The organism is Caballeronia sp. LZ024, assembly GCF_031451455.1.
Taxonomy (GTDB): domain Bacteria; phylum Pseudomonadota; class Gammaproteobacteria; order Burkholderiales; family Burkholderiaceae; genus Caballeronia; species Caballeronia telluris.
Genome location: NZ_JARUXL010000004.1, coordinates 818,173 through 835,893 on the forward strand (window position 1 = coordinate 818,173; position 17,721 = coordinate 835,893).

17 protein-coding genes are annotated in these 17,721 nt (G+C 67.4%); 2 read left to right on the top strand and 15 right to left on the bottom strand.

The annotated features are described in order from the left end of the window. Window positions 1-86: 86 nt before the first annotated feature. Window positions 87-872 carry a helix-turn-helix transcriptional regulator gene (locus QCE48_RS25920; protein WP_309783796.1) on the top strand — a complete coding sequence of 262 codons (786 nt, stop codon included), beginning with the start codon at window positions 87-89 and terminating at the stop codon, window positions 870-872. Window positions 873-918: 46 nt separating this feature from the next. On the opposite strand, the gene QCE48_RS25925 is transcribed toward QCE48_RS25920, so the two are convergent. Continuing rightward, on the bottom strand, window positions 919-2,178 hold the full coding sequence (locus tag QCE48_RS25925; protein ID WP_309783254.1) for an NAD(P)/FAD-dependent oxidoreductase: 1,260 nt from the start codon (window positions 2,176-2,178) through the stop codon (window positions 919-921). Between the two features lie 106 nt (window positions 2,179-2,284). Here QCE48_RS25925 and QCE48_RS25930 point away from each other — a divergent pair, with 106 nt between their 5' ends. Further along, the gene (locus QCE48_RS25930; RefSeq protein ID WP_309783255.1) at window positions 2,285-3,034 is read left to right on the top strand and encodes a class I SAM-dependent methyltransferase; all 750 of its coding nucleotides are present in this window, start codon (window positions 2,285-2,287) and stop codon (window positions 3,032-3,034) included. A gap of 28 nt (window positions 3,035-3,062) precedes the next feature. On the opposite strand, the gene QCE48_RS25935 is transcribed toward QCE48_RS25930, so the two are convergent. Genes QCE48_RS25935 through QCE48_RS26000 form a run of 14 tightly spaced genes read right to left on the bottom strand, consistent with a single transcriptional unit; the run spans window position 3,063 to window position 17,718 of the window. Continuing rightward, window positions 3,063-3,491 (bottom strand): signal peptidase, encoded by a 429-nt coding sequence (locus tag QCE48_RS25935; RefSeq protein WP_309783256.1) that lies wholly within the window; start codon window positions 3,489-3,491, stop codon window positions 3,063-3,065. A 38-nt stretch (window positions 3,492-3,529) separates the two neighbouring features. After that, window positions 3,530-4,765 carry a beta-ketoacyl-[acyl-carrier-protein] synthase family protein gene (locus QCE48_RS25940; protein WP_404982186.1) on the bottom strand — a complete coding sequence of 412 codons (1,236 nt, stop codon included), beginning with the start codon at window positions 4,763-4,765 and terminating at the stop codon, window positions 3,530-3,532. After that, entirely contained in the window at window positions 4,762-5,988 is a 1,227-nt protein-coding gene (locus tag QCE48_RS25945; protein WP_309783258.1) for a beta-ketoacyl-ACP synthase, read from the bottom strand. Before QCE48_RS25945 ends, QCE48_RS25940 begins: the two co-directional genes overlap by 4 nt. Then, window positions 5,988-6,713, bottom strand: a complete 726-nt coding sequence (locus tag QCE48_RS25950; protein ID WP_309783259.1) for a 3-ketoacyl-ACP reductase FabG2 — start codon at window positions 6,711-6,713, stop codon at window positions 5,988-5,990. The genes QCE48_RS25945 and QCE48_RS25950 overlap by 1 nt, the downstream gene beginning before the upstream one ends. Further along, window positions 6,710-7,192: a hotdog family protein gene (locus QCE48_RS25955; RefSeq protein WP_309783260.1), complete on the bottom strand. Its 483-nt coding sequence runs from the start codon at window positions 7,190-7,192 to the stop codon at window positions 6,710-6,712. The genes QCE48_RS25950 and QCE48_RS25955 overlap by 4 nt, the downstream gene beginning before the upstream one ends. Next, on the bottom strand, window positions 7,189-8,382 hold the full coding sequence (locus QCE48_RS25960) for a beta-ketoacyl-[acyl-carrier-protein] synthase family protein (protein ID WP_309783261.1): 1,194 nt from the start codon (window positions 8,380-8,382) through the stop codon (window positions 7,189-7,191). Before QCE48_RS25960 ends, QCE48_RS25955 begins: the two co-directional genes overlap by 4 nt. After that, entirely contained in the window at window positions 8,379-10,778 is a 2,400-nt protein-coding gene (locus tag QCE48_RS25965) for an MMPL family transporter (protein WP_309783262.1), read from the bottom strand. The genes QCE48_RS25960 and QCE48_RS25965 overlap by 4 nt, the downstream gene beginning before the upstream one ends. Beyond that, on the bottom strand, window positions 10,778-11,416 hold the full coding sequence (locus QCE48_RS25970) for an outer membrane lipoprotein carrier protein LolA (RefSeq protein ID WP_309783264.1): 639 nt from the start codon (window positions 11,414-11,416) through the stop codon (window positions 10,778-10,780). The genes QCE48_RS25965 and QCE48_RS25970 overlap by 1 nt, the downstream gene beginning before the upstream one ends. Next, window positions 11,404-11,835: a thioesterase family protein gene (locus tag QCE48_RS25975; RefSeq protein WP_309783265.1), complete on the bottom strand. Its 432-nt coding sequence runs from the start codon at window positions 11,833-11,835 to the stop codon at window positions 11,404-11,406. Before QCE48_RS25975 ends, QCE48_RS25970 begins: the two co-directional genes overlap by 13 nt. Then, a complete protein-coding gene (locus QCE48_RS25980) occupies window positions 11,832-13,427 on the bottom strand; it encodes an aromatic amino acid ammonia-lyase (RefSeq protein WP_309783267.1) in 1,596 nt (531 codons plus the stop codon). Before QCE48_RS25980 ends, QCE48_RS25975 begins: the two co-directional genes overlap by 4 nt. Next, a complete protein-coding gene (locus QCE48_RS25985; protein ID WP_309783269.1) occupies window positions 13,414-15,114 on the bottom strand; it encodes a glycosyltransferase in 1,701 nt (566 codons plus the stop codon). The genes QCE48_RS25980 and QCE48_RS25985 overlap by 14 nt, the downstream gene beginning before the upstream one ends. Then, complete coding sequence (locus tag QCE48_RS25990; RefSeq protein ID WP_309783271.1) at window positions 15,111-16,802, bottom strand: AMP-binding protein; 1,692 nt, start codon at window positions 16,800-16,802, stop codon at window positions 15,111-15,113. The genes QCE48_RS25985 and QCE48_RS25990 overlap by 4 nt, the downstream gene beginning before the upstream one ends. Then, window positions 16,799-17,467: a hypothetical protein gene (locus tag QCE48_RS25995; RefSeq protein WP_404982190.1), complete on the bottom strand. Its 669-nt coding sequence runs from the start codon at window positions 17,465-17,467 to the stop codon at window positions 16,799-16,801. Before QCE48_RS25995 ends, QCE48_RS25990 begins: the two co-directional genes overlap by 4 nt. Then, a complete protein-coding gene (locus tag QCE48_RS26000; protein ID WP_309783274.1) occupies window positions 17,467-17,718 on the bottom strand; it encodes an acyl carrier protein in 252 nt (83 codons plus the stop codon). The genes QCE48_RS25995 and QCE48_RS26000 overlap by 1 nt, the downstream gene beginning before the upstream one ends. Window positions 17,719-17,721: the final 3 nt, after the last annotated feature.

Consider the following 17,721-nt stretch of genomic DNA (forward strand, 5'->3'; position numbering starts at 1 on the left):
TGCCATTCCCTCGACGGATGAGGAGCGTAAGCGCGCCGTCGTCGGCCCGCCTTCTGCACCGGGTCATTCACTGTAGAATTCGGGCCATGCGAAATACGGTTGTCGATCCCTTTGAGGACATCTCGCGCATCGTGGTCGTGACTGCGAACGACTATCCCGCCGACTCGACGTTTCCGATGCATGCGCATCGGCGCGGGCAGTTCGCGTTCGCCTCTCGCGGCACGATCAGTGTGACGACACCCGCAGGCCGGTGGCTCGTGCCGCCTCAGCGAGCCTGCTGGCTACCCGCTGGCGTCGAGCATGAAATGACGATGAGAGGTCCTGTACGGATGCTCAACGCATTCGTGTCGGTCGACGATAAAAACGCGGCGCGAATGCCGGACCATTGCTGTGTCTACGGCGTTTCGATGCTGCTGAAGTTGTTGTTCGAGGAGGCCATCGACTTGCCCGCGATGTACGACCTTGAAGGGCGCGCAGGCAAGCTGATGGATCTGCTCGTTGCAGAAATCACGTTAATGCCGCGTCTTGCGCTTCACGCGCCGTTGCCGAGCGATGCTCGACTTGCTCGCGTGTGCGGACGCGTGTTCGATGCGCCATCGATTGCGATCGGACTCGACATGATCGCCACCGAAGCCGGAATGAGCCGGCGCACGTTTACCCGACTCTTCCGTGAGCAGACAGGCGTGAGTTTCGCCGAGTGGCGTCAGCAGGTGTGCCTGCTCGCGGCCATCGAACGTTTGAGCGAAGGTCAGCCCGTCACCCGCGTTGCGCTCGATTTGGGGTACGCAAGCCCCAGCGCGTTCGCATCGGCATTTCGTCGCGTTCTCGGGGACACGCCACGGGGGTATCTGGAGGTCCGCCGAACGCCATGAAAGCACGGCGTTCGATATCCACTCGATCGCGGACGATGCTCGCGCATCAACCGTTCGTTTTGCAGACCTCGTAAAGCGCGTCGAGGCGCCGCGCCGCATCCCTGACGAACGGATTCGTCTCGTCCCACGCATATCCCGCGAGCACGGCGCTGACCATGCGCCGTATCTGCGGCGTCTGCTGCGGATAAAACAGGATCTCCTGCAATTCGCCTGAGTACCACCGCTCGACGAACGCGCGAAACACGTCGATTCCGCGACGCAGTTCATCGTCGTACTCGCCTTGCCAGTCCACCGGCTCGCCCGACAGTTGCCGCGCGAGCACGCTTGCGGCGAGATGCGCGGATCGCAGCGCGATCGTCACGCCCGACGAAAACACCGGATCGAGGAACTCGCCCGCGTTACCGAGCAGCGCGTAACCGGGCCCATGCAAGCGCTCGACGTTGGCCGAGTAACCGCCGATCGTCCGCACCGGCATCAGGAAAGGCGCGTCGCCGAACCAGGCGCGAAGCGTCGGCTCCTGACGGATCAGCGAACGCAGCCGGCTCTCGCGCTCGTCTTCCGCGCAGTGCAGGAAGTCGCCTTCGGCCACGCATCCGACCGATGCGCGTCCGCCCGCGAGCGGGATCATCCAGTACCAGACATCGCCATGCTCGGGATGCACCACCACGCTGATCTTCTCGCGGTCGATCGCGCAGAGCGGCATGTCGTCGCGCACATGCGTGAAGAGCGCGGCGCGCGTCGGCAAGCCGGTCGGCGTTTCGAGGTCCAGAAGGCGCGGCAGAACGCGCCCGAAACCGCTCGCATCGAGCACAAAGCGCGCTTGCAGGCGATACGGCACGCCGTTTTCATCGGTGACGTCGAGCGCCGGCCGCTCGCCCGTTTCGATCGCATGCACGGTGTGGCCGAAGCGGACGTCGGCGCCCTGCTCCGCCGCGCAGCGGATCAGCAGATCGTCGAACGTCGCGCGTTCCACCTGATACGTCGTGCCCCAGCCCGGCGAATGTTTGTCGCGGAAATCGTAGGCCGACGTTTCGTCGCGCCGCACGAACCGCGCGCCGTTCTTGTACTGGAAGCCGGCTTCGACGACCGAGCGCAACATGCCCGCCTCTTCGAGATACGCCATGCTCTGCGGCAGCAGGCTCTCGCCGATGGAAAAGCGCGGGAATTGCTGCCGCTCCAGCACGCGCACGGTGCGGCCGGCCTTGCGCAGCAAGGCCGCCGCAACCGCGCCCGAAGGTCCCGCGCCGATGATGGCGACGTCCACGTCAACGTCGACGTTCCGATGATCCAGCGTACTCGTATTCAATTTGACCTCTTTCAATGCATGGGTGATGTGACGCTGTCGCGGCACGAGTGCCAGCACCTACAATGGCGCACTTCTTAACCACGCACCCAGCCGACGGAGCCAAGACGTGTCGCCATCTGAAATTCAACGTGTTCCCTTCGTGCCCGAGACGGCGTTCGGCATCTGGTTCCTGCGCACGCATACCTGGGAGCATCACGTCCTTCGCGTGGCGATCAACGACCTCACGCGGCTCATCGGCGACCGGCGGCCGGCGTCTCCCGTCATCGTCGATGTCGGCTGCGGACAGGGCAAGTCGTTCCGGCTGCTCGCCGATGCGTTCAAGCCGGCGCGCATCGTGGGCGTCGATTATCACGAGCCGTCGCTGCGCGTCGCGGCGCAAGCGGCCGACGCCTGCCGCACGCAAAGCGGCGCGCGCTGCGAGATCGAACTGCTGCATGGCGACTGCGCGAAGCTGCCGTTGCCCGACGCGAGCGCCGACATCCTGTTCTGCCACCAGACGTTCCATCACCTCGTCGACCAGGCGAGCGCGCTCGCGGAATTCCGGCGCGTGCTGAAGCCGGGCGGCGTGCTGCTGTTCGCGGAATCGACGGATGCCTACATCAAGTCGTGGGTCATCCGCCTGTTGTTCCGCCATCCGATGCAGGTGCAAAAGAGCGCTGACGCCTATCTGGACATGATCCGCGCCGCGGGCTTCGCGTTCGAGCCGCGCAACGTCTCGCTTCCCTATCTCTGGTGGAGCCGCGCAGCCGATTTCGGCCTTTTCGAACGGCTCGGGCTGCATCGTCCGAAACCCGGCAAGCGGCGCGAGACGCTCGTCAACGTGGCGGCCATCAGGCAAGCCGGCGACGAGCGTTAAGCACGGCGGCGCGGCGAAACGCGTCGCGTCAGCGAGCGCCGATCACGACCAGATCGCCGGCCACTTTCAGCGACGCGGCGCTCGGGCTCACGCCGCAGGCGAACTCCGTGGCCGCCTCCGGATCGTTCGCGTGAAACGACGTCCGGATGTTGACGACCGCGTTCGCGTTGCGGTCCTGGGCGTTCACTCGCAGCTTCTGCAGCCCTTCCGCGAACGCGCGTCTGCATGCGGTCGCGCTGTCGTCCGTGTTGCGCGCGATGCGCACGGAATGCTCGACGCGCCCGATCACCTTCACGACAGCCGGATGCGCTTGCGACTTCAGATAGAGCGCGACCTTCGCGTCCGGCGTCGTCGCCTGGTCTGCGACCGGCTGGGCCGGCAGCGACATGAAGCTCGTCCCGCAACCGCTCAGCGCGACGGTTGCCGCCAGCATGCTTACCCAGTATGTGCGTCTCATCGTTATTCCTTGTCGTGTAAAAAAGTATTTGGTTCGGCTTACGCCCAGGCTTCGAACATGAGGCTCGCGCAACTTCCGCCGAAGCCGAACGACACCGACATGGCCCGGCGAATCCGCGCCGCCCGCGACGCCATGACCACCGGAAGCGCGTTTATACAGACATCCGGCGCGTCGATATCGCCTGTTCCGGCTATGAACCCATCGCGCATCATGAGAAGCGTGTAGATCGCTTCGTGCGCGCCGCACGCGCCCAGCGGATGCCCGGTCCAGCGCTTGGTCGCGGAGAACGGTGGGATGTGCGCGCCGAACACGTCGGTCATCGCGCGTGCTTCTTCGCGGTCGCCGGTCACGGTCGATGGCGCATGCACGTTGACGTAATCGGGATACGAGCCCGCATCATCGAGCGCCGCGCGCATCGCTCGCGCGATTCCCCGCGCGCTCGGCGAGATCATGCTTGCGGCGTCGGTGCAATGTCCGAAGCCGGTTAGTTCCGCGTGGATGCGCGCACCGCGCGCGAGCGCATGATCGAGCGATTCGAGCACCAGCACGCCGGCGCCGGACGCGATCACGAAGCCGTCGCGCGCGGTGTCGTAGGGACGCGACGCGCGCTCGGGCGTGTCGTTGAAACGCCGCGACAACGCGCCCATCGCGTCGAACATCAGCGTCATGTTGTCGTGCAGCGCCTCGCTGCCGCCCGCGAGCACGATGTCCTGCCGGCCGCTCTCGATCAGTTGCATCGCCTGGCCGATGGCAAGCGCGGACGTCGTGCAGGCGGACGAAGGCGAATAGCTCGCGCCTTCGATGCCGAACAGTTGCGCGACGCTCGCGGACGCGGTGCTGCTCATCGCCTGCGGCACCGTGTACGGCGGCACGCGGTCGATGCCGCGCGCGTCGGCCGTCTTCATCGCGGCGTCATAGGCGGACATCGTGCCGATGCCCGAGCCGATCACCGCTCCGGCGCGCGGCGAGCGCAACGCATGCGGATCGAGGCCCGCGTCATCGAGCGCCTTGCGCGCGGCGTGACACGCAAAGCGCCCGGTGTCGCCCATGAAACGCTCGATCTTTCGATCGAACGGCGCTTCGTCGTCCACCGAGGCGACGCCCGCCACCTGACTCGCGAAGCCGCGCTCGCGCCATGCTTCGACACGCGTGATTCCCGAGCGTCCGGCGCGCAAACGCAAGGACACGTCGTCGAGCGAATTGCCAAGACACGACACGATGCCCATGCCGGTCACGACCACCCGCGACAATCCGCGACGCGCGATGTTGCTCACCGCGCGCGCCTGAAAATGAGCGACGTATTGATGCCGCCGAACGCGAAGTTGTTGCTCATTACATACTCGGCGTCGATCGCGCGCGCCTCGTGCATGATGTAGTCGAGCGGCGCGCAAGCGGGATCGGGCTGCGTCAGATTGAGCGTCGGCGCGTAGCGGTTGCGCTTCATCATTTCGATGCTCCACCATGCTTCGAGCGCGCCGCACGCGCCGAGCGTATGCCCGACGTAGCTCTTGAGCGAACTGATCGGCATGCGCTCGCCGAAGACCTGCGCCGTCGCGTGGCTCTCCGCGAGGTCGCCGCGATCGGTCGACGTGCCGTGCGCGTTCACATACGCGATCGCTTCGGGCGCGAGATGGGCGTCGTCGAGTGCGAGCTGCATCGCGCGCGCCATCGTCGCGGCGGTCGGCTGCGTGATATGCACGCCGTCCGAATTGCAGCCGAAGCCCACAATCTCCGCGTGGATGCGCGCCCCGCGCGCGACGGCATGCTCGTACTCTTCCAGCACGAGCGTCGCCGCGCCTTCACCGACGACAAGGCCATCGCGCGCGACATCGAATGGACGCGGCGTGAGATGCGGCTCGTCGTTGCGCGTGCTGGTTGCATAAAGCGTATCGAACACCGCGACCGCCGGCCCCGACAGTTCCTCCGCGCCGCCTGCGAGCATCATCGCCTGCTTGCCCGTCGCGATGCTTTCGTAGGCGTAGCCGATTGCCTGACTGCCCGATGCGCACGCGCACGAGGTCGGCACGATCCGCCCTTTCAGGTCCCAAAAGAGACTCACGTTGACGGCGCTCGTATGCGGCATCATCTGCACGTAGCTGTTCGACGTGACTTCGCTCATCGAGCCAGTTGAGAGCATCGTGCCGAACGCGCGTATCGGCTCGACCGATCCCGACGACGATCCATACGCCACGCCCATGCGGCCGTCCGCGATGCTCGTGTCGCCGCTCAGGCCCGCATCGGCGAGCGCGAGTTCGCTCGCGCGCACCGAATAGAGCGAGACGGGTCCCATCGAGCGCGTCTTCTTGCGCGGATAGTGCGCGGGCGTGACGAAACCCGGCAGCGGGCACGCGAGCCGCGTATGCAGCGACTCGAAAAAGTCCCACTCGGTCATGCGGCGCACGGCGTTGCGCCCGGCTTCGAGCGCGACTTCGATCTCGCTCCACTGATCGCCGAGCGCGCTCACGCCGCCCATTCCTGTTACGACGACGCGCTTCATCAGATCATCCCGCCGTTCACGCCGAGCACCTGGCGCGTGATGTAGGAAGCCGCATCTGACATCAAGAAGCTGACGGCCGCGGCGACTTCGGCGGGCTGTCCGACGCGGTTCATCGGCACGCCTTGCAGCGCTTTTTCAAGCGGCATCTGGTCGAGCATGCCGGTTTCGATCAGCCCCGGCGCGACGCAATTCACAGTGATATGGCGGCTCGCGAGTTCCACCGCGAGCGCCTTGGTCGCGCCGATCACACCGGCCTTCGCCGCGCTGTAGTTGACCTGTCCGCGATTGCCCGTCACGCCCGAAACGGAGGCGATCGTCACGATGCGCCCGCCTTGCTTCGCGCGCACCATCGGCATGGTCAGCGGATGAACGACGTTGTAGAACGCGTCGAGGCCAGTCTCAATGACGATGTCCCAGTCCTCGTCGGTCAGTGCGGGGAACGCGGCGTCGCGCGTCACGCCCGCGCAGCAGACGATGCCGTAGTACGCGCCGTGCGCGGCGACATCGGCTTCGAGCGCGCCGCGGCAGGCGGCGCGCTCGCGCACGTCGAACTGCAACACGCGCGACACGCCGCCCTGCGCGGCGATGCCGGTCGCAACCGCGTCCGCTTCCGCGCGGCCGGTGCGGCAATGCACCGTCACGGCGAAGCCGTCTGTTGCGAGCTGATAAGCGATCGCACGGCCGATGCCGCGGCTCGCTCCGGTGACGAGAACACGCCGGTTCATGAGCTGACACTTCCTTCGATGAAAGACCGGAAATCGGTCGGTTGAAACACCTTGACGACGGCCCGCGCGCAGCAGACTCCATCCATTGCGATTGCGCATTCATACGCGCCGTGGCCCGCTTCGCTGCGCAACAGTTCCGTCGCGCTGACGACGAGCCGCGAATCGCGCGCGAACGACGGCCGAAGCGCCTCGTAACTGCGCGATCCGAGCAGCACGCCGGGCCGCGCCTGTTCGCCCTTGCGCATCGCGATCAGCGCGACATGCGCGGCAATCGCCTGCGCCATCAGTTCGATGCCGATCCACGCTGGCATCGCGCCTTTCGCATCGGCGTACCAGGCGTCGCCATGAACCGTGGCGTGAGCGCGAAGCGACTCGTCGTCGAGCGCGGCGATCGAATCGAGCAGCAGCATCGTGCCGCGATGCGGCACGATCGTTTCGATCGGCGGGAACGGTTTGGACGTATCGAGAGGCATCGTCATGCACCGAGGATCAGGCTGGCGTTGCTGCCGCCGAATGCGAACGAATTGCTCATCGCGTAACGCGGACCCGCGACGGCGCGCAGAGGGCGCTCCGTCTCGACGAGATCGAGCGGCGGCAGCGCGCTGTCCGCTTCGCCGTCCCACAGGTGACGCGGCAACGCCATGCCCTCGCGGGCGAGCGCGAGCCACGCGAAGCCGAGTTCGGTCGCGCCGGCCGCGCCGAGCAGATGACCCGTCAGCGGCTTGGTGCCGCTCGCGGCGACGCCGCCGGGGAAGACGCGCGCCATCAGATGCGCTTCCATCTCGTCGTTCTTGCGTGTGGCGGTGGCGTGCAGGTTGACGTAGCCGATCGCGCGCGCGTCGATCTGCGCATCCGCGAGGGCCGCGCGCAACGCACGCTCGGCGCCGACGCCATGCGGATCGGGCGACGAAATGTGGTACGCATCGCTCGATTCGCCGGTGCCTGCGACGAACACGGGCGCCTCTTCGCGGCTCATCAAAAACACGGCCGCGCCCTCGCCCACATTGATACCGGCGCGATTGCGGCTCATCGGATTCGCGCGCGCTGGCGACGTCGATTCGAGCGATGCGAAACCCGCAAGCGTTAGTTCGCATGACGAATCGACGCCGCCGACCACGACCGCATCGCAGAGATGCAACTGCAAGAGGCGTCTTGCCGACGCGAACGCCTTCGCGCTCGATGTGCACGCGGTCGAGATCGTGTAAGCGGGTCCGCTGAGGCCGAGCGCCGCCGCCGCAAACGGCGCGGCCGTGCCGATTTCCATCTGCCGATAGTCGAAGCTAGCGGGCATCGCGCCGGTTCGTGCGCGATGCGCGAGCGCCGCTTCCGTCGCCGCGATGCCCGACGTGCTCGTGCCCAGCACCACGCCGATACGATGCGCCCCGAAACGCTCGCGAGCGTCGTCGATGGCAGGCGCGATTTGCGCGAGCGCGGCCAGCAGCAGCCGGTTGTTGCGGCAGTCGAAGGCCGCGAGCGCGGCAGGCGGCGCGACGTCGAGCGGCGCGCATACGCGGCCTGCGAAGACGGCGGCGCCGCGTGCGTCACGATGGGGCAGCGTGCCCATGCCGGGCGCGCTCGACGTAGCGAGCGCGTCAACGATCGTCGGCACGTCATCGCCGAGCGCGTTGAGCATGCCGAGCGCGTGCAGATAAACGCGAGGCAGTGTCATGAGAGGCTCCCTTGTTTCGATGGCATGCCAATCGGCGCAAGCATCACCGAGACCGCGATGCCGAGCGCGAGCGTCGCGCCGAAGCTCGTCAGCGCGGGCATCGCGCTCAAGGCGAGCATGCCGAAGGACAGCAGCGTCGTCGCCGCCGACAGCAGCACGCCCGCCCATACCGCGCCGAGATCGCCAGCGGCGCGCAACGCGCCTTCGCGCAGGAACACCGCATAGTTCGCGCCGACGCCGAGCACGAGCATCAGCGCGAGGCAGTTGAAGAGATTGAACGGCACGCGCAGATAACCGAACACGGCGAGCGTCACGCCGATCGCGAGCACGACGGGCAGCGTCGTCGCGATGCCGCCGCGCGGTCCGTAACGCCACGACAGCAACGCGGCGACCAGGAGCGTCGCGCCCGCGAGCCACGCGCCGCTGTCGATCCGATAGACGCCGAAGAGTTTCGACACGCTCATGGCCTTGTCGACGAAACTCGCGCCCGGCACCGCGCGCGCCGCCTTGACGAGCGCGGCTTCGTTCGCGGACGTCACGCCCTGCGGCATGACGACGGCCGCATAAGTGCGCGCCGACGCATCCACTTCACCGAGCCACAAATGGCGAAACGGCTGCGACCACGGCGCTTTGAGCCACGTGTCGATGCTCAGGATCGCGTCGCCGGATCGCGAGGCCGCGAGCCATGCGTCGGCGACGTTATCGCGAAAGCCCGCTTCGAGGAGCGTCGCACGCAGCTTCGCGGGATCGTCGAAGAGGCGCTGTTGAAGGAGCGCGCGATCTTCGCGCTGACGCCGCGCCGACGGCACGAACGACGCCGGCGACTGCCAGCCGCGCAGCCGTTCGCCGCCTTGCAGCGCATCGAGCCGCGCGCCGAGCGCCTCGGCGCGTTGCAGCACGATCTCCGGCGTCTCGCCGCGCACGACTAAGAACTGCGCGCCATCGTCGATGCCGACCGCCGCGCGCACCGCGCGCTCCTCGGCCATCAACGCGGGATCACGCTGGATCAAAAGGTGAATATCGTCGTCGCTCGACAGGCGCAACCAGCCCGGCACCGCGACGATCGCCAGCAGCACCGCGAGCATCCAGCCGCTGCGTCCACCCAATGCGCGCCGCCAGATCGCGAGCAATTTGCCGGACGCATCGAACAAGGAACGGGGACGGCGCTTCGGCGGCCGCGCCAGCATCGTCGGCAGGAGCCACGCGACCGATGCGAACGCCGTGAGAATGCCCGCCATCGCGAAGCACGCGATCTGTTCGAGCGCGGGGAACGCCACGCACGCCAGCACCGCGTAGCCGAGCAGGCTCGTTGCAAGCGCGACGCTGAGCGCCGGGCGCACCTTGCGCGCGCCCTGGACCGCGTCCCAGTCGCGCCCCGCGCCGAGATAGACGACGAAGTACTGGATCGAATAGTCCACTGCTTCGCCGATCAGACTCGCGCCGAAGACGAGCGTCAGCAGATGAAGCTGGCCGAACACGAGCATCGTCACGGCGAGCGCGGCGACGATGCCGAGCGCGGTCGACAGGAAACCGAGCATGATGAGGCGCGGCGAGCGGAACACCCACAGCATCAGGAGCGCGATGCCGCAGAGCGACACCAGCCCGATCAGATGCACTTCGCGTTCCGACGCACTGCGCGCGGCTTCGGCATAGAAGACCGCGCCCAGGCGATCGAGCGTGACGTCGGGATGCGTCTCGCCGAGCGAAGTTTTGGCGCGCGTGACTGCATCGTGAACCGCGCGCTGCACGCCCGATTCATACGCGGACCCGTCGAGCGTCGCGGTGACGAGCACGCTGGTCGCATCCCCGCGATGCGCAACGAGCAGGCCGTCTTCGAGTTCGAGGTTCGATGACGCGAGCGGCAGACCGCCGAGATAGCGTTGCAGCCAGCCGAACGGATCGTCGGCGAGCGGCGTCACGAGGCCGCTGTCGAGCGGGCTGTAGAGACGTTGCAACAGAGCTTCGCGAGCGACGAACGAGCCGTCCTGCAACGCGGCGCGATCGGCGGGCGCGAGCAGGCCGAAGCGGTACGGCAGGTAAAGCGCGCCGATCGACGAGACGTCGAAAGGCGGCAGCGTCGCGATCACCGAGCGGAACGCGCCGCTCGTTCGCAGCGTCGCGCCGAGTTGCTTCGCTGCGGCTTTCGCGTGTTCCGCGTCCTTGCTCGTCACGATGAAGACGGTACGATCGCCGAGCGCGGCGGCCAGTTTGCCAGCGGCTTTTTCGGCGACCGGATCGACTTCGGTCGCGGGCAGAAGCGCGAGGAGATTGGTCTGCAACGGCGACGACCCGGCGAAGCGCCAGCCGCAATACGACGCCGCGACGAGCGCGAACAGCAGCCACACGAAACGCATGGTCCAGAGCTGTCGCGACGAGCGCCGTTGCAGGACTTCCATCACGGCGCTCCGAACTGCGCGCGTTCAGCCGGCGACAGTTCGCCCGCCGGCGCGCTGCCGGTGAAGTCGATCTGCGTGGCGTCGCCATTGGCGAGGACGATGCGCAAGCCTTGCAGAAAATCGCCGCCGTTCATGTCGAGACGCCTGACCGACTGCGCGAGTTGCGGCTGGTTCGGCGTCAGTTCGATCCGCCAGTTCGACGGCGTGCCATGCGCCTTCACGTCGAATTGCGAATAGAGACCGGACAGATCGCCGCCGAGCATCGCGCGCATCATCCGCGACACCTGCGCCGCGCCGCGCGCGTCGTTGGCACGCGATGCGCGCGGCTTCCCGTTCACGCCGATCTCGCGCATGCCCGCATCGGTGATCGCGTAGGTCGCCTTGTACGGCGTCTCGACGCGCCAGATCACGCCGCGTTCGCGCACGAACACGATCGAGCCCGTGCTGACGAGCGGCTCTTTCATCGCGGCGAGCGTGCGCGTCTGCTTGAACTGCGCGCGCACGCCGCCCGCGTCGGCCAGATGTCGCGCGACACCGGAGACGAGCGTCGCGTCCTGCGCGCTTTCCGCCGCCCACGCGCCGCCCGCGAGCGACAACGCCGCCGCCGACATTGCGATCCAGCGCATCAGCGAGCCCATGCGCGCTCCAGTTTGTCGAACACGACCGGCGGCGACACGAACTGAAGCTCGTGCGTCGCGGCATCGACGGCGACCTGGATCGTATGTCCGCGCGTGAGCCGAACGCCCGTCGCCGGATCGACGATTTCGTAGCCGATCTTCAAGCGGTTCTCGAACTCCAGCAGTTGCGTGCGCACTTCGATTTCCTGGCCGTACACGGCGGGCCGCACATACTTCAAATGCGCCTCGACGATCGGCCACAGATAACCCGACGCCTGCATCTCGCGATAGTCGTAGTCGAACGTGCGCAAGAGCGCCGCGCGGCCGATCTCGAAGTACTTCAGATAATGTCCGTGCCAGCAGACGTTCATCGCATCGACGTCGTGAAACGGCACTTCGACGCGGGCGCTCGCCGCAAGCACGCTTTTCTCGCGGCTCATGCTTCGCTCTCCGAATGATTCGCGTCGGCATCGACCAGTGCGCATGCCGCGATCCGCGCCGTCAGCGCGCGCAGGTCGCTTTCCAGCGCGCGGTCCTCGTCGACGAACGCCGAGGCGCGCGTCACGCTTTCCATGAAAGCGCGCAGCGGCGCGGGCACGTGCGTCGCGCCGTCGATCCGCAAGCGCAGACGCGCCGCCTGCACGGTCGCGAGCGTGTGCGCCGCCGCGACCTGCTCCGTCAGTTCGAGCACGCGCAGGCAATCGCGCGCGGCGATCGTGCCCATGCTCACCTTGTCCTGATTGTGCGACTCGGTGGAACGCGAGAACACGCTCGCGGGCATCGTCAGCTTGAGCGCTTCCGCCGTCCACGCCGACGACGAAATCTGCACGGCCTTGAAGCCGTGATTGACCGGCGCGCGCTCCGCCGTCGCGCCCGACAGGTTGCGCGGCAGATGGTTGTTGAACTTGTCATCGACGAGCAGCGCGAACTGGCGGTCCATGAGGTCCGCGAGATTCGCGACGGCGGTCTTCAGCGCGTCCATCGCGAACGCGATGTGGCCGCCGTAGAAGTTGCCGCCGTGGAGCACGCGTCCGGTGTCGGGATCAATCAGCGGATTGTCGTTCGCGCTGTTGAGCTCGTTCTCGACATCGCGCCGCACCCACGAGAGCGCATCCCGCGCCACGCCGATCACATGCGGCGCGCAGCGAATCGAGTAGCGATCCTGCAAGCGATGACCCGGCGAATCGTCGCGGCCGGCGAGATCGGCGCGAATCCATGCCGCCGCTTCCGCTTGGCCCGCATGCGGCTTCACTTCGAAAAGAAGCGCGTCGAAATGCGCCGCGCGGCCATCGAGCGCGACCGTCGCGAGCGCGGTCAGACGCGCCGCGAGGCGGCTCAGATGCGACGCGCGCGCGAACGCGAGACACGCCAGTCCGGTCATCACGGCCGTGCCGTTCATCAGCGCGAGACCTTCCTTCGGCGCGAGCTGCAACGGCGCGTGGCCGAGTTCGGCCCACACGCCGCGCGCCTCGCGCAGACGTCCGCGATACATCACGTCCCGCTCGCCAGCGAGCGCGGCCGCGACATACGAGAGCGGCGTCAGATCGCCGCTCGCACCGACCGATCCTTCCGCCGGAATGCGCGGCAGCACGCGATGATTGACGAGATCGGCGAGACGTTCGAGCAGCACCGTGCGCACGCCCGAGAACCCGTATGCGAGCGAGTTGAGACGCGCGGCGATGACCGCGAGCGCTTCCGCGTCGTCGAGATGACGGCCGAGGCCGCAGCCGTGATAGCGCGTGAGTTGCAGCGGCAACGCTTCGACCAGCGCGTGCGGCACGTCGACCACGCAGGCGTCGCCATAGCCGGTGTTCACGCCGTACACGGTGCGTCCTTCGGCGAGATGCGAGCGCAGAAATTCGGCGCCGCGCTCGATGCGGGCACGCCACGCCGGATCGGCGTTCAGCGCGACGGGCGCGCCGTGCTGCGCGATGCAAACGATGTCTTCGATCGTCATCCTGCGCCCGCCGACGACGATTGCGAAAACGTCAGCGGCAACGGCCGTCGCCGTGGTCAGATCATGTTCGGCCATTCGCGTCTCCACCGGGACGCGCCCAGAAATCGAAGAAATTGAACCATTGATAGGGCGCCTTGCGGCAATAGTGTTCGAGGCGTTCGGCATAACGCTGGGTCCACGTGGCGAGCCGCTCGGCGCGCTCGCGGCGCGGTAGTTCGATGCGATCGGCGAACGGCTCGAAATAAAGGTGATAGCCCGTGCTTTCCTTCAGGCAGAAGAACAGATACACCGGGCAGCCCAGTGCGTGCGCCAAGATGTAAGGCCCTTGCGCGAACGGCGCGGGCGCGCCGAGGAACCGCGCGTCGGTGGTGCGCCCGGCGTCGTGCGCGGGCACACGGTCGCCCACGATGACGAGCAGTTCGCCCGCATCGACGCGCGTCTGCATCATGAGCGCCGTCTCCGGTCCGAAGTCGCTCACTTCGACGAGACGCTCGGAGAAATCGTCGTTCGCCGATGCGAGCACGCTGTTGAAACGGCGCGCATGATCCGTGTAGACGATCGCCGTGACCTTCGCGTGCGCGCCGCGCACGGCGAGCGCGCGCGTCATTTCGAGGTTGCCCAGATGCGCGCCGATCACGAGCGCGCCGCGTCCGCTCGCGACGAGCGCTTCGAAGGCGGCGGGGTCATCGAACGTGATGTCGGCATCGTTCACGCGGCCCGTCCACGCGCCCAGCTTGTCGAAGCCCGATTGCGCGAACGCCAGCATGTGCCGATATGCCGAGCGCCATCCCGGACGCGGCAAGCGGTCCTCCGGCGCGCTCGCACGCAACCGCGCGAAGTAGCGCGCCGACGCGCCGCGCGCCGCATGTCCCGTCAGCAGGAAATAAGCGACGACCGGATGCAGCCACAGCGAGGTGAAACGGCGTCCGAAGATGCGGCTGCTGAGGGCGAGCAGCTTCATGCCGACATGACTGCCGCGCTCCGCGATGCGCCACCAGTCGCTTGCGCCGTCGCGCGGCTTTGGCAGCAGTTTGCGCGCGAGCAGCAGCGGCAGCCGTGCCAGCATTCCCGCGACGAGGCGCGTATGCGCGGCGCTGATGCGCACGTTGTCCCACAGCACGTCGAAATGCGACACGCCGTCGGTGGCGTAAGTGACGCGCGTCGGGATGCCGTGGAACGCGAGGCCGCGCCAGTGCAGGCGCACGAGAATCGCGATGTCGAAGTCCATGCGCGTCGGCAGTTTCACGGAGTCGATCAGCGCGCACGCGGTGTCGAGCGGATACAGGCGAAAGCCGCACATCGAATCGCGGATTGACAGCGACAACGTCTCGATCCACACCCACACATGCGTGACATAGCGGCCATAGAGCCGTGAAGCGGGCACGCTTTCGTCGAAGACAGGCTGGCCGAGAATCACGGCTTGCGGCGCGGCGCGCGCTGCGTCGACGAAACGCGGGACGTCGGCGGCATCGTGCTGGCCGTCGGCGTCGATTTGCAGCGCATGCGTGTGGCCCGCGCGCCGCGCCGCGCGCAATCCAGCCATCACGGCCGCGCCTTTGCCGCCGTTGACCGGCAGGCGCAAGAGCGTCAACGCGCCGTCGTGATCCGCCGCGAGTTGTGCGAGCACGCGCTGCGTGGGCTCGTCGCTGCCGTCGTCGACGACGATGATCGGCAACCCATGCCGCCGAAGCTGCGCCACGGTGCCCGCGATCGCGTCCTTGTGGTTGTAGATCGGGATGACGATGCACGCCGAGAAGCTCATGCCGCGCTCCCATAGACGATCGCGCCCGAAGCGCAGTCGCGCGCCTCGGCGCCCCGGCCGAGCCGATACGCGAATTGCACGCGACCGCGCGCCGAATCCCGCGACAGGCGCAACGCGAGCAACGCGCCGGGGCCGACTGGGGCCATGAACTTCAGCCGATCAATCGACGCGACATCGCGCGTTTCGTCGAAGCACTCGGTCGCGAGCCGCACCGCCCAATCGAGCTGGACGACGCCCGGCAGGATCGGCAGGCCGGGAAAGTGTCCGGCGAAGTGCGCGAGTCCGGGCGGCACGCGCAACTCCAGCGAGCACGCGTCGCCATCGCGGCAGATCGACAGCAATTCGAAGCCTTCCGCGCGCGCGTCGAACGCGGCGGCGATTGCGGCGGCAGGCGTTTTCCCGCGCGCGTCGCACGGCAGCGCGAGCGGAAAGCGCCAATGGCGCGGCAGCACGACGAGATCGAAATAGCCCGCGAGATGACGACGCAACGCTTTCGCCAACGCCACGCGGCCGTCCGCCGCGAGCGCGGCGTGGCCTTCGCCGGTCAGCGCCACGACAGCGCCCGCGCGCTGTCGCGAGGTGGTCTCAAGCACGGCGACAGCCGCGCGCGCCACATACGGATGCAGCGCGAGACGCGCTTCGAGTTCGGGCAGCGAGACGCGTTTGCCGTCGAGCTTGACGACGCGATCCAGCCGGCCGTTCAGGCGGAAGCGGCCATCGGCGTCGAAGGCGACGGCGTCGTCGGTGCGATGCCAGTCGTCGTGGCCGAGATGCGGCGAACGCACCAGCAACGCGCCGTCCATGTCTCGCTCGATCGCGATGCCGGGAAGCGCTTGCCACGCATCCGACTGGTCCTGTCTGCGCCACGCGATGCCGCCCGTCTCCGTGCTCCCGAACACTTCGAGCGGCGCCGCGTCGAACGCGGCGCGATAGGTGCCCGCGGTATCGGCATCCAGCGGACCGCCCGACGAGAAGAACGCACGCGGGCGGCGCGCGAGCGAAGCGAAACCTGTCATCCACGGCCAGCGCGCGAGTTGCGCCGGCGTCGATACGGCGATTCCCGCATCGCACGCGGCAAGACGCGCGTCGAGTTGCTGCGGATCATGGCAAAGCGCGCGGTCGAACGGCCGGCCCGCCGCGAGCGGCCAGAACACGCGAAACAGCAGCCCGTAGATGTGATGATGCGGGACGCTGCCGAGCACGGTGGCGTCGCCCGCGAGCGCGCCCCATTGCGCTTCGAGCGTGCGAACTTCGGCGTCGAACTGCGATAGCGTCTTGCGGATCGGCTTGGGCGCACCGCTGCTGCCCGAGGTATAGAGCGTGAGCGCGGCGTCCGCGTCGATCGCATGGGCCATTTCCGGCGCGGTGCCCCCGCGTAATCCGGCTAGATCGGCATCGGTGATGATCGCGTCGAAATCTTCGGCGAGGCTCGCGAGATAGTCGGGCGAATGCGATGCGGGCACGACCGGATGCTTCGCGCACGCAAGGAGCGCGAACATCGCGCAGGCGAAGTCGAAGGGATCGTCGATGCACAGCGCGTAGCGCGTTGGCATTCGCCCGCGCCACGCGGCGGCGATCGCCAAGACGCGCGAGCGGAACGCCGCGCGATCGAGCGTCACCGCGCCGTCGATGCACACGGGCGTGCTGCCCGCGTCATCATCGAGCAAAAGATCATGCAACGGGATCATGCCGACTCCGAGCGCACGGAGCGCGGCAGCACGGCGAGATGCCGCCACGCAAGCTCGCCGAGCAGCAACCCGCCGATCACGCCGTACACGATCCCGCCGTTGTACAGCGACCACGCCGCGCGGCTCCACTGCAACGCGGTGTACGCGGAGAACGCCGCGTTGCACGCAAAGAACGCGCACCAGATCTGCGTGACGCGCAGCGTGTGACGCACGCCGAGCGCATCGAGTTGCGGATTGCCGAGCCGCGCGAACTTTTCGATCATCGACGGGCCGCGCACGAGCGTCGCGCCGAACGCGACCAGCAAGCCGAGATTGACGAACGACGGGTAGAGACGCATCAGCCGTTCGCTGCCGGTCAGCACGATCGCGACCGACACGCCGCTCAATACCGCGGCCACGCACCAGTCGAGCGCGGTGAGCCGGCGCAGCGATGTCGCGACGACGCCGCGGCCGAGCCAGCGCTGCATCCACAACAGCGCGAGCAGCAGCGCGCCGATAAGACGCGGCTTGTCCCATAGCCACGCGCAGAGAATCGTCGCGGGATACGCGACGGCGAGCGCGCACCGCGCCGCGCTCAACGCCTTATCGGCGAGACGGGAGCGCGTTCGATCGTGCGCGGGCTCGGCCGTCGTGCGACCGCCGCTCCGCGAATGCCCGACCGGCATCAGTCCTGCGCCGCGAGCAGCGACTCGACCGCACCGATTACATCGGCGACGGTCCGCACGGCCTTGAACTCTTCCGGCTTGATGCGCCGGCCGGTCATTTCCTGCAACTTGATGGCGAGATCGACTGCGTCGATGCTGTCGAGATCGAGGTCTTCGTACAGGCTCGCTTCCGGCGTCACGCGAGCCGGCTCGATCCCGAAGTTGTCCTGGAAAATCGCGCGGATGCGCTCGAGAATTTCGTCCCCGTTCAAGAT

What these genes read in the sequence shown, in the direction of transcription:
- QCE48_RS25965 (WP_309783262.1), bottom strand. Translation starts at nt 10,778, where the DNA reads ATGGAAGTCCTGCAACGGCGCTCGTCGCGACAGCTCTGGACCATGCGT.
- QCE48_RS25985 (WP_309783269.1), bottom strand. Translation starts at nt 15,114, where the DNA reads ATGAGCTTCTCGGCGTGCATCGTCATCCCGATCTACAACCACAAGGAC.
- QCE48_RS25935 (WP_309783256.1), bottom strand. Translation starts at nt 3,491, where the DNA reads ATGAGACGCACATACTGGGTAAGCATGCTGGCGGCAACCGTCGCGCTG.
- QCE48_RS25955 (WP_309783260.1), bottom strand. Translation starts at nt 7,192, where the DNA reads ATGACGATGCCTCTCGATACGTCCAAACCGTTCCCGCCGATCGAAACG.
- QCE48_RS25975 (WP_309783265.1), bottom strand. Translation starts at nt 11,835, where the DNA reads ATGAGCCGCGAGAAAAGCGTGCTTGCGGCGAGCGCCCGCGTCGAAGTG.
- QCE48_RS25980 (WP_309783267.1), bottom strand. Translation starts at nt 13,427, where the DNA reads ATGGCCGAACATGATCTGACCACGGCGACGGCCGTTGCCGCTGACGTT.
- QCE48_RS25945 (WP_309783258.1), bottom strand. Translation starts at nt 5,988, where the DNA reads ATGAAGCGCGTCGTCGTAACAGGAATGGGCGGCGTGAGCGCGCTCGGC.
- QCE48_RS25990 (WP_309783271.1), bottom strand. Translation starts at nt 16,802, where the DNA reads ATGATCCCGTTGCATGATCTTTTGCTCGATGATGACGCGGGCAGCACG.
- QCE48_RS25995 (WP_404982190.1), bottom strand. Translation starts at nt 17,467, where the DNA reads ATGCCGGTCGGGCATTCGCGGAGCGGCGGTCGCACGACGGCCGAGCCC.
- QCE48_RS25920 (WP_309783796.1), top strand. Translation starts at nt 87, where the DNA reads ATGCGAAATACGGTTGTCGATCCCTTTGAGGACATCTCGCGCATCGTG.
- QCE48_RS25950 (WP_309783259.1), bottom strand. Translation starts at nt 6,713, where the DNA reads ATGAACCGGCGTGTTCTCGTCACCGGAGCGAGCCGCGGCATCGGCCGT.
- QCE48_RS25960 (WP_309783261.1), bottom strand. Translation starts at nt 8,382, where the DNA reads ATGACACTGCCTCGCGTTTATCTGCACGCGCTCGGCATGCTCAACGCG.
- QCE48_RS25970 (WP_309783264.1), bottom strand. Translation starts at nt 11,416, where the DNA reads ATGGGCTCGCTGATGCGCTGGATCGCAATGTCGGCGGCGGCGTTGTCG.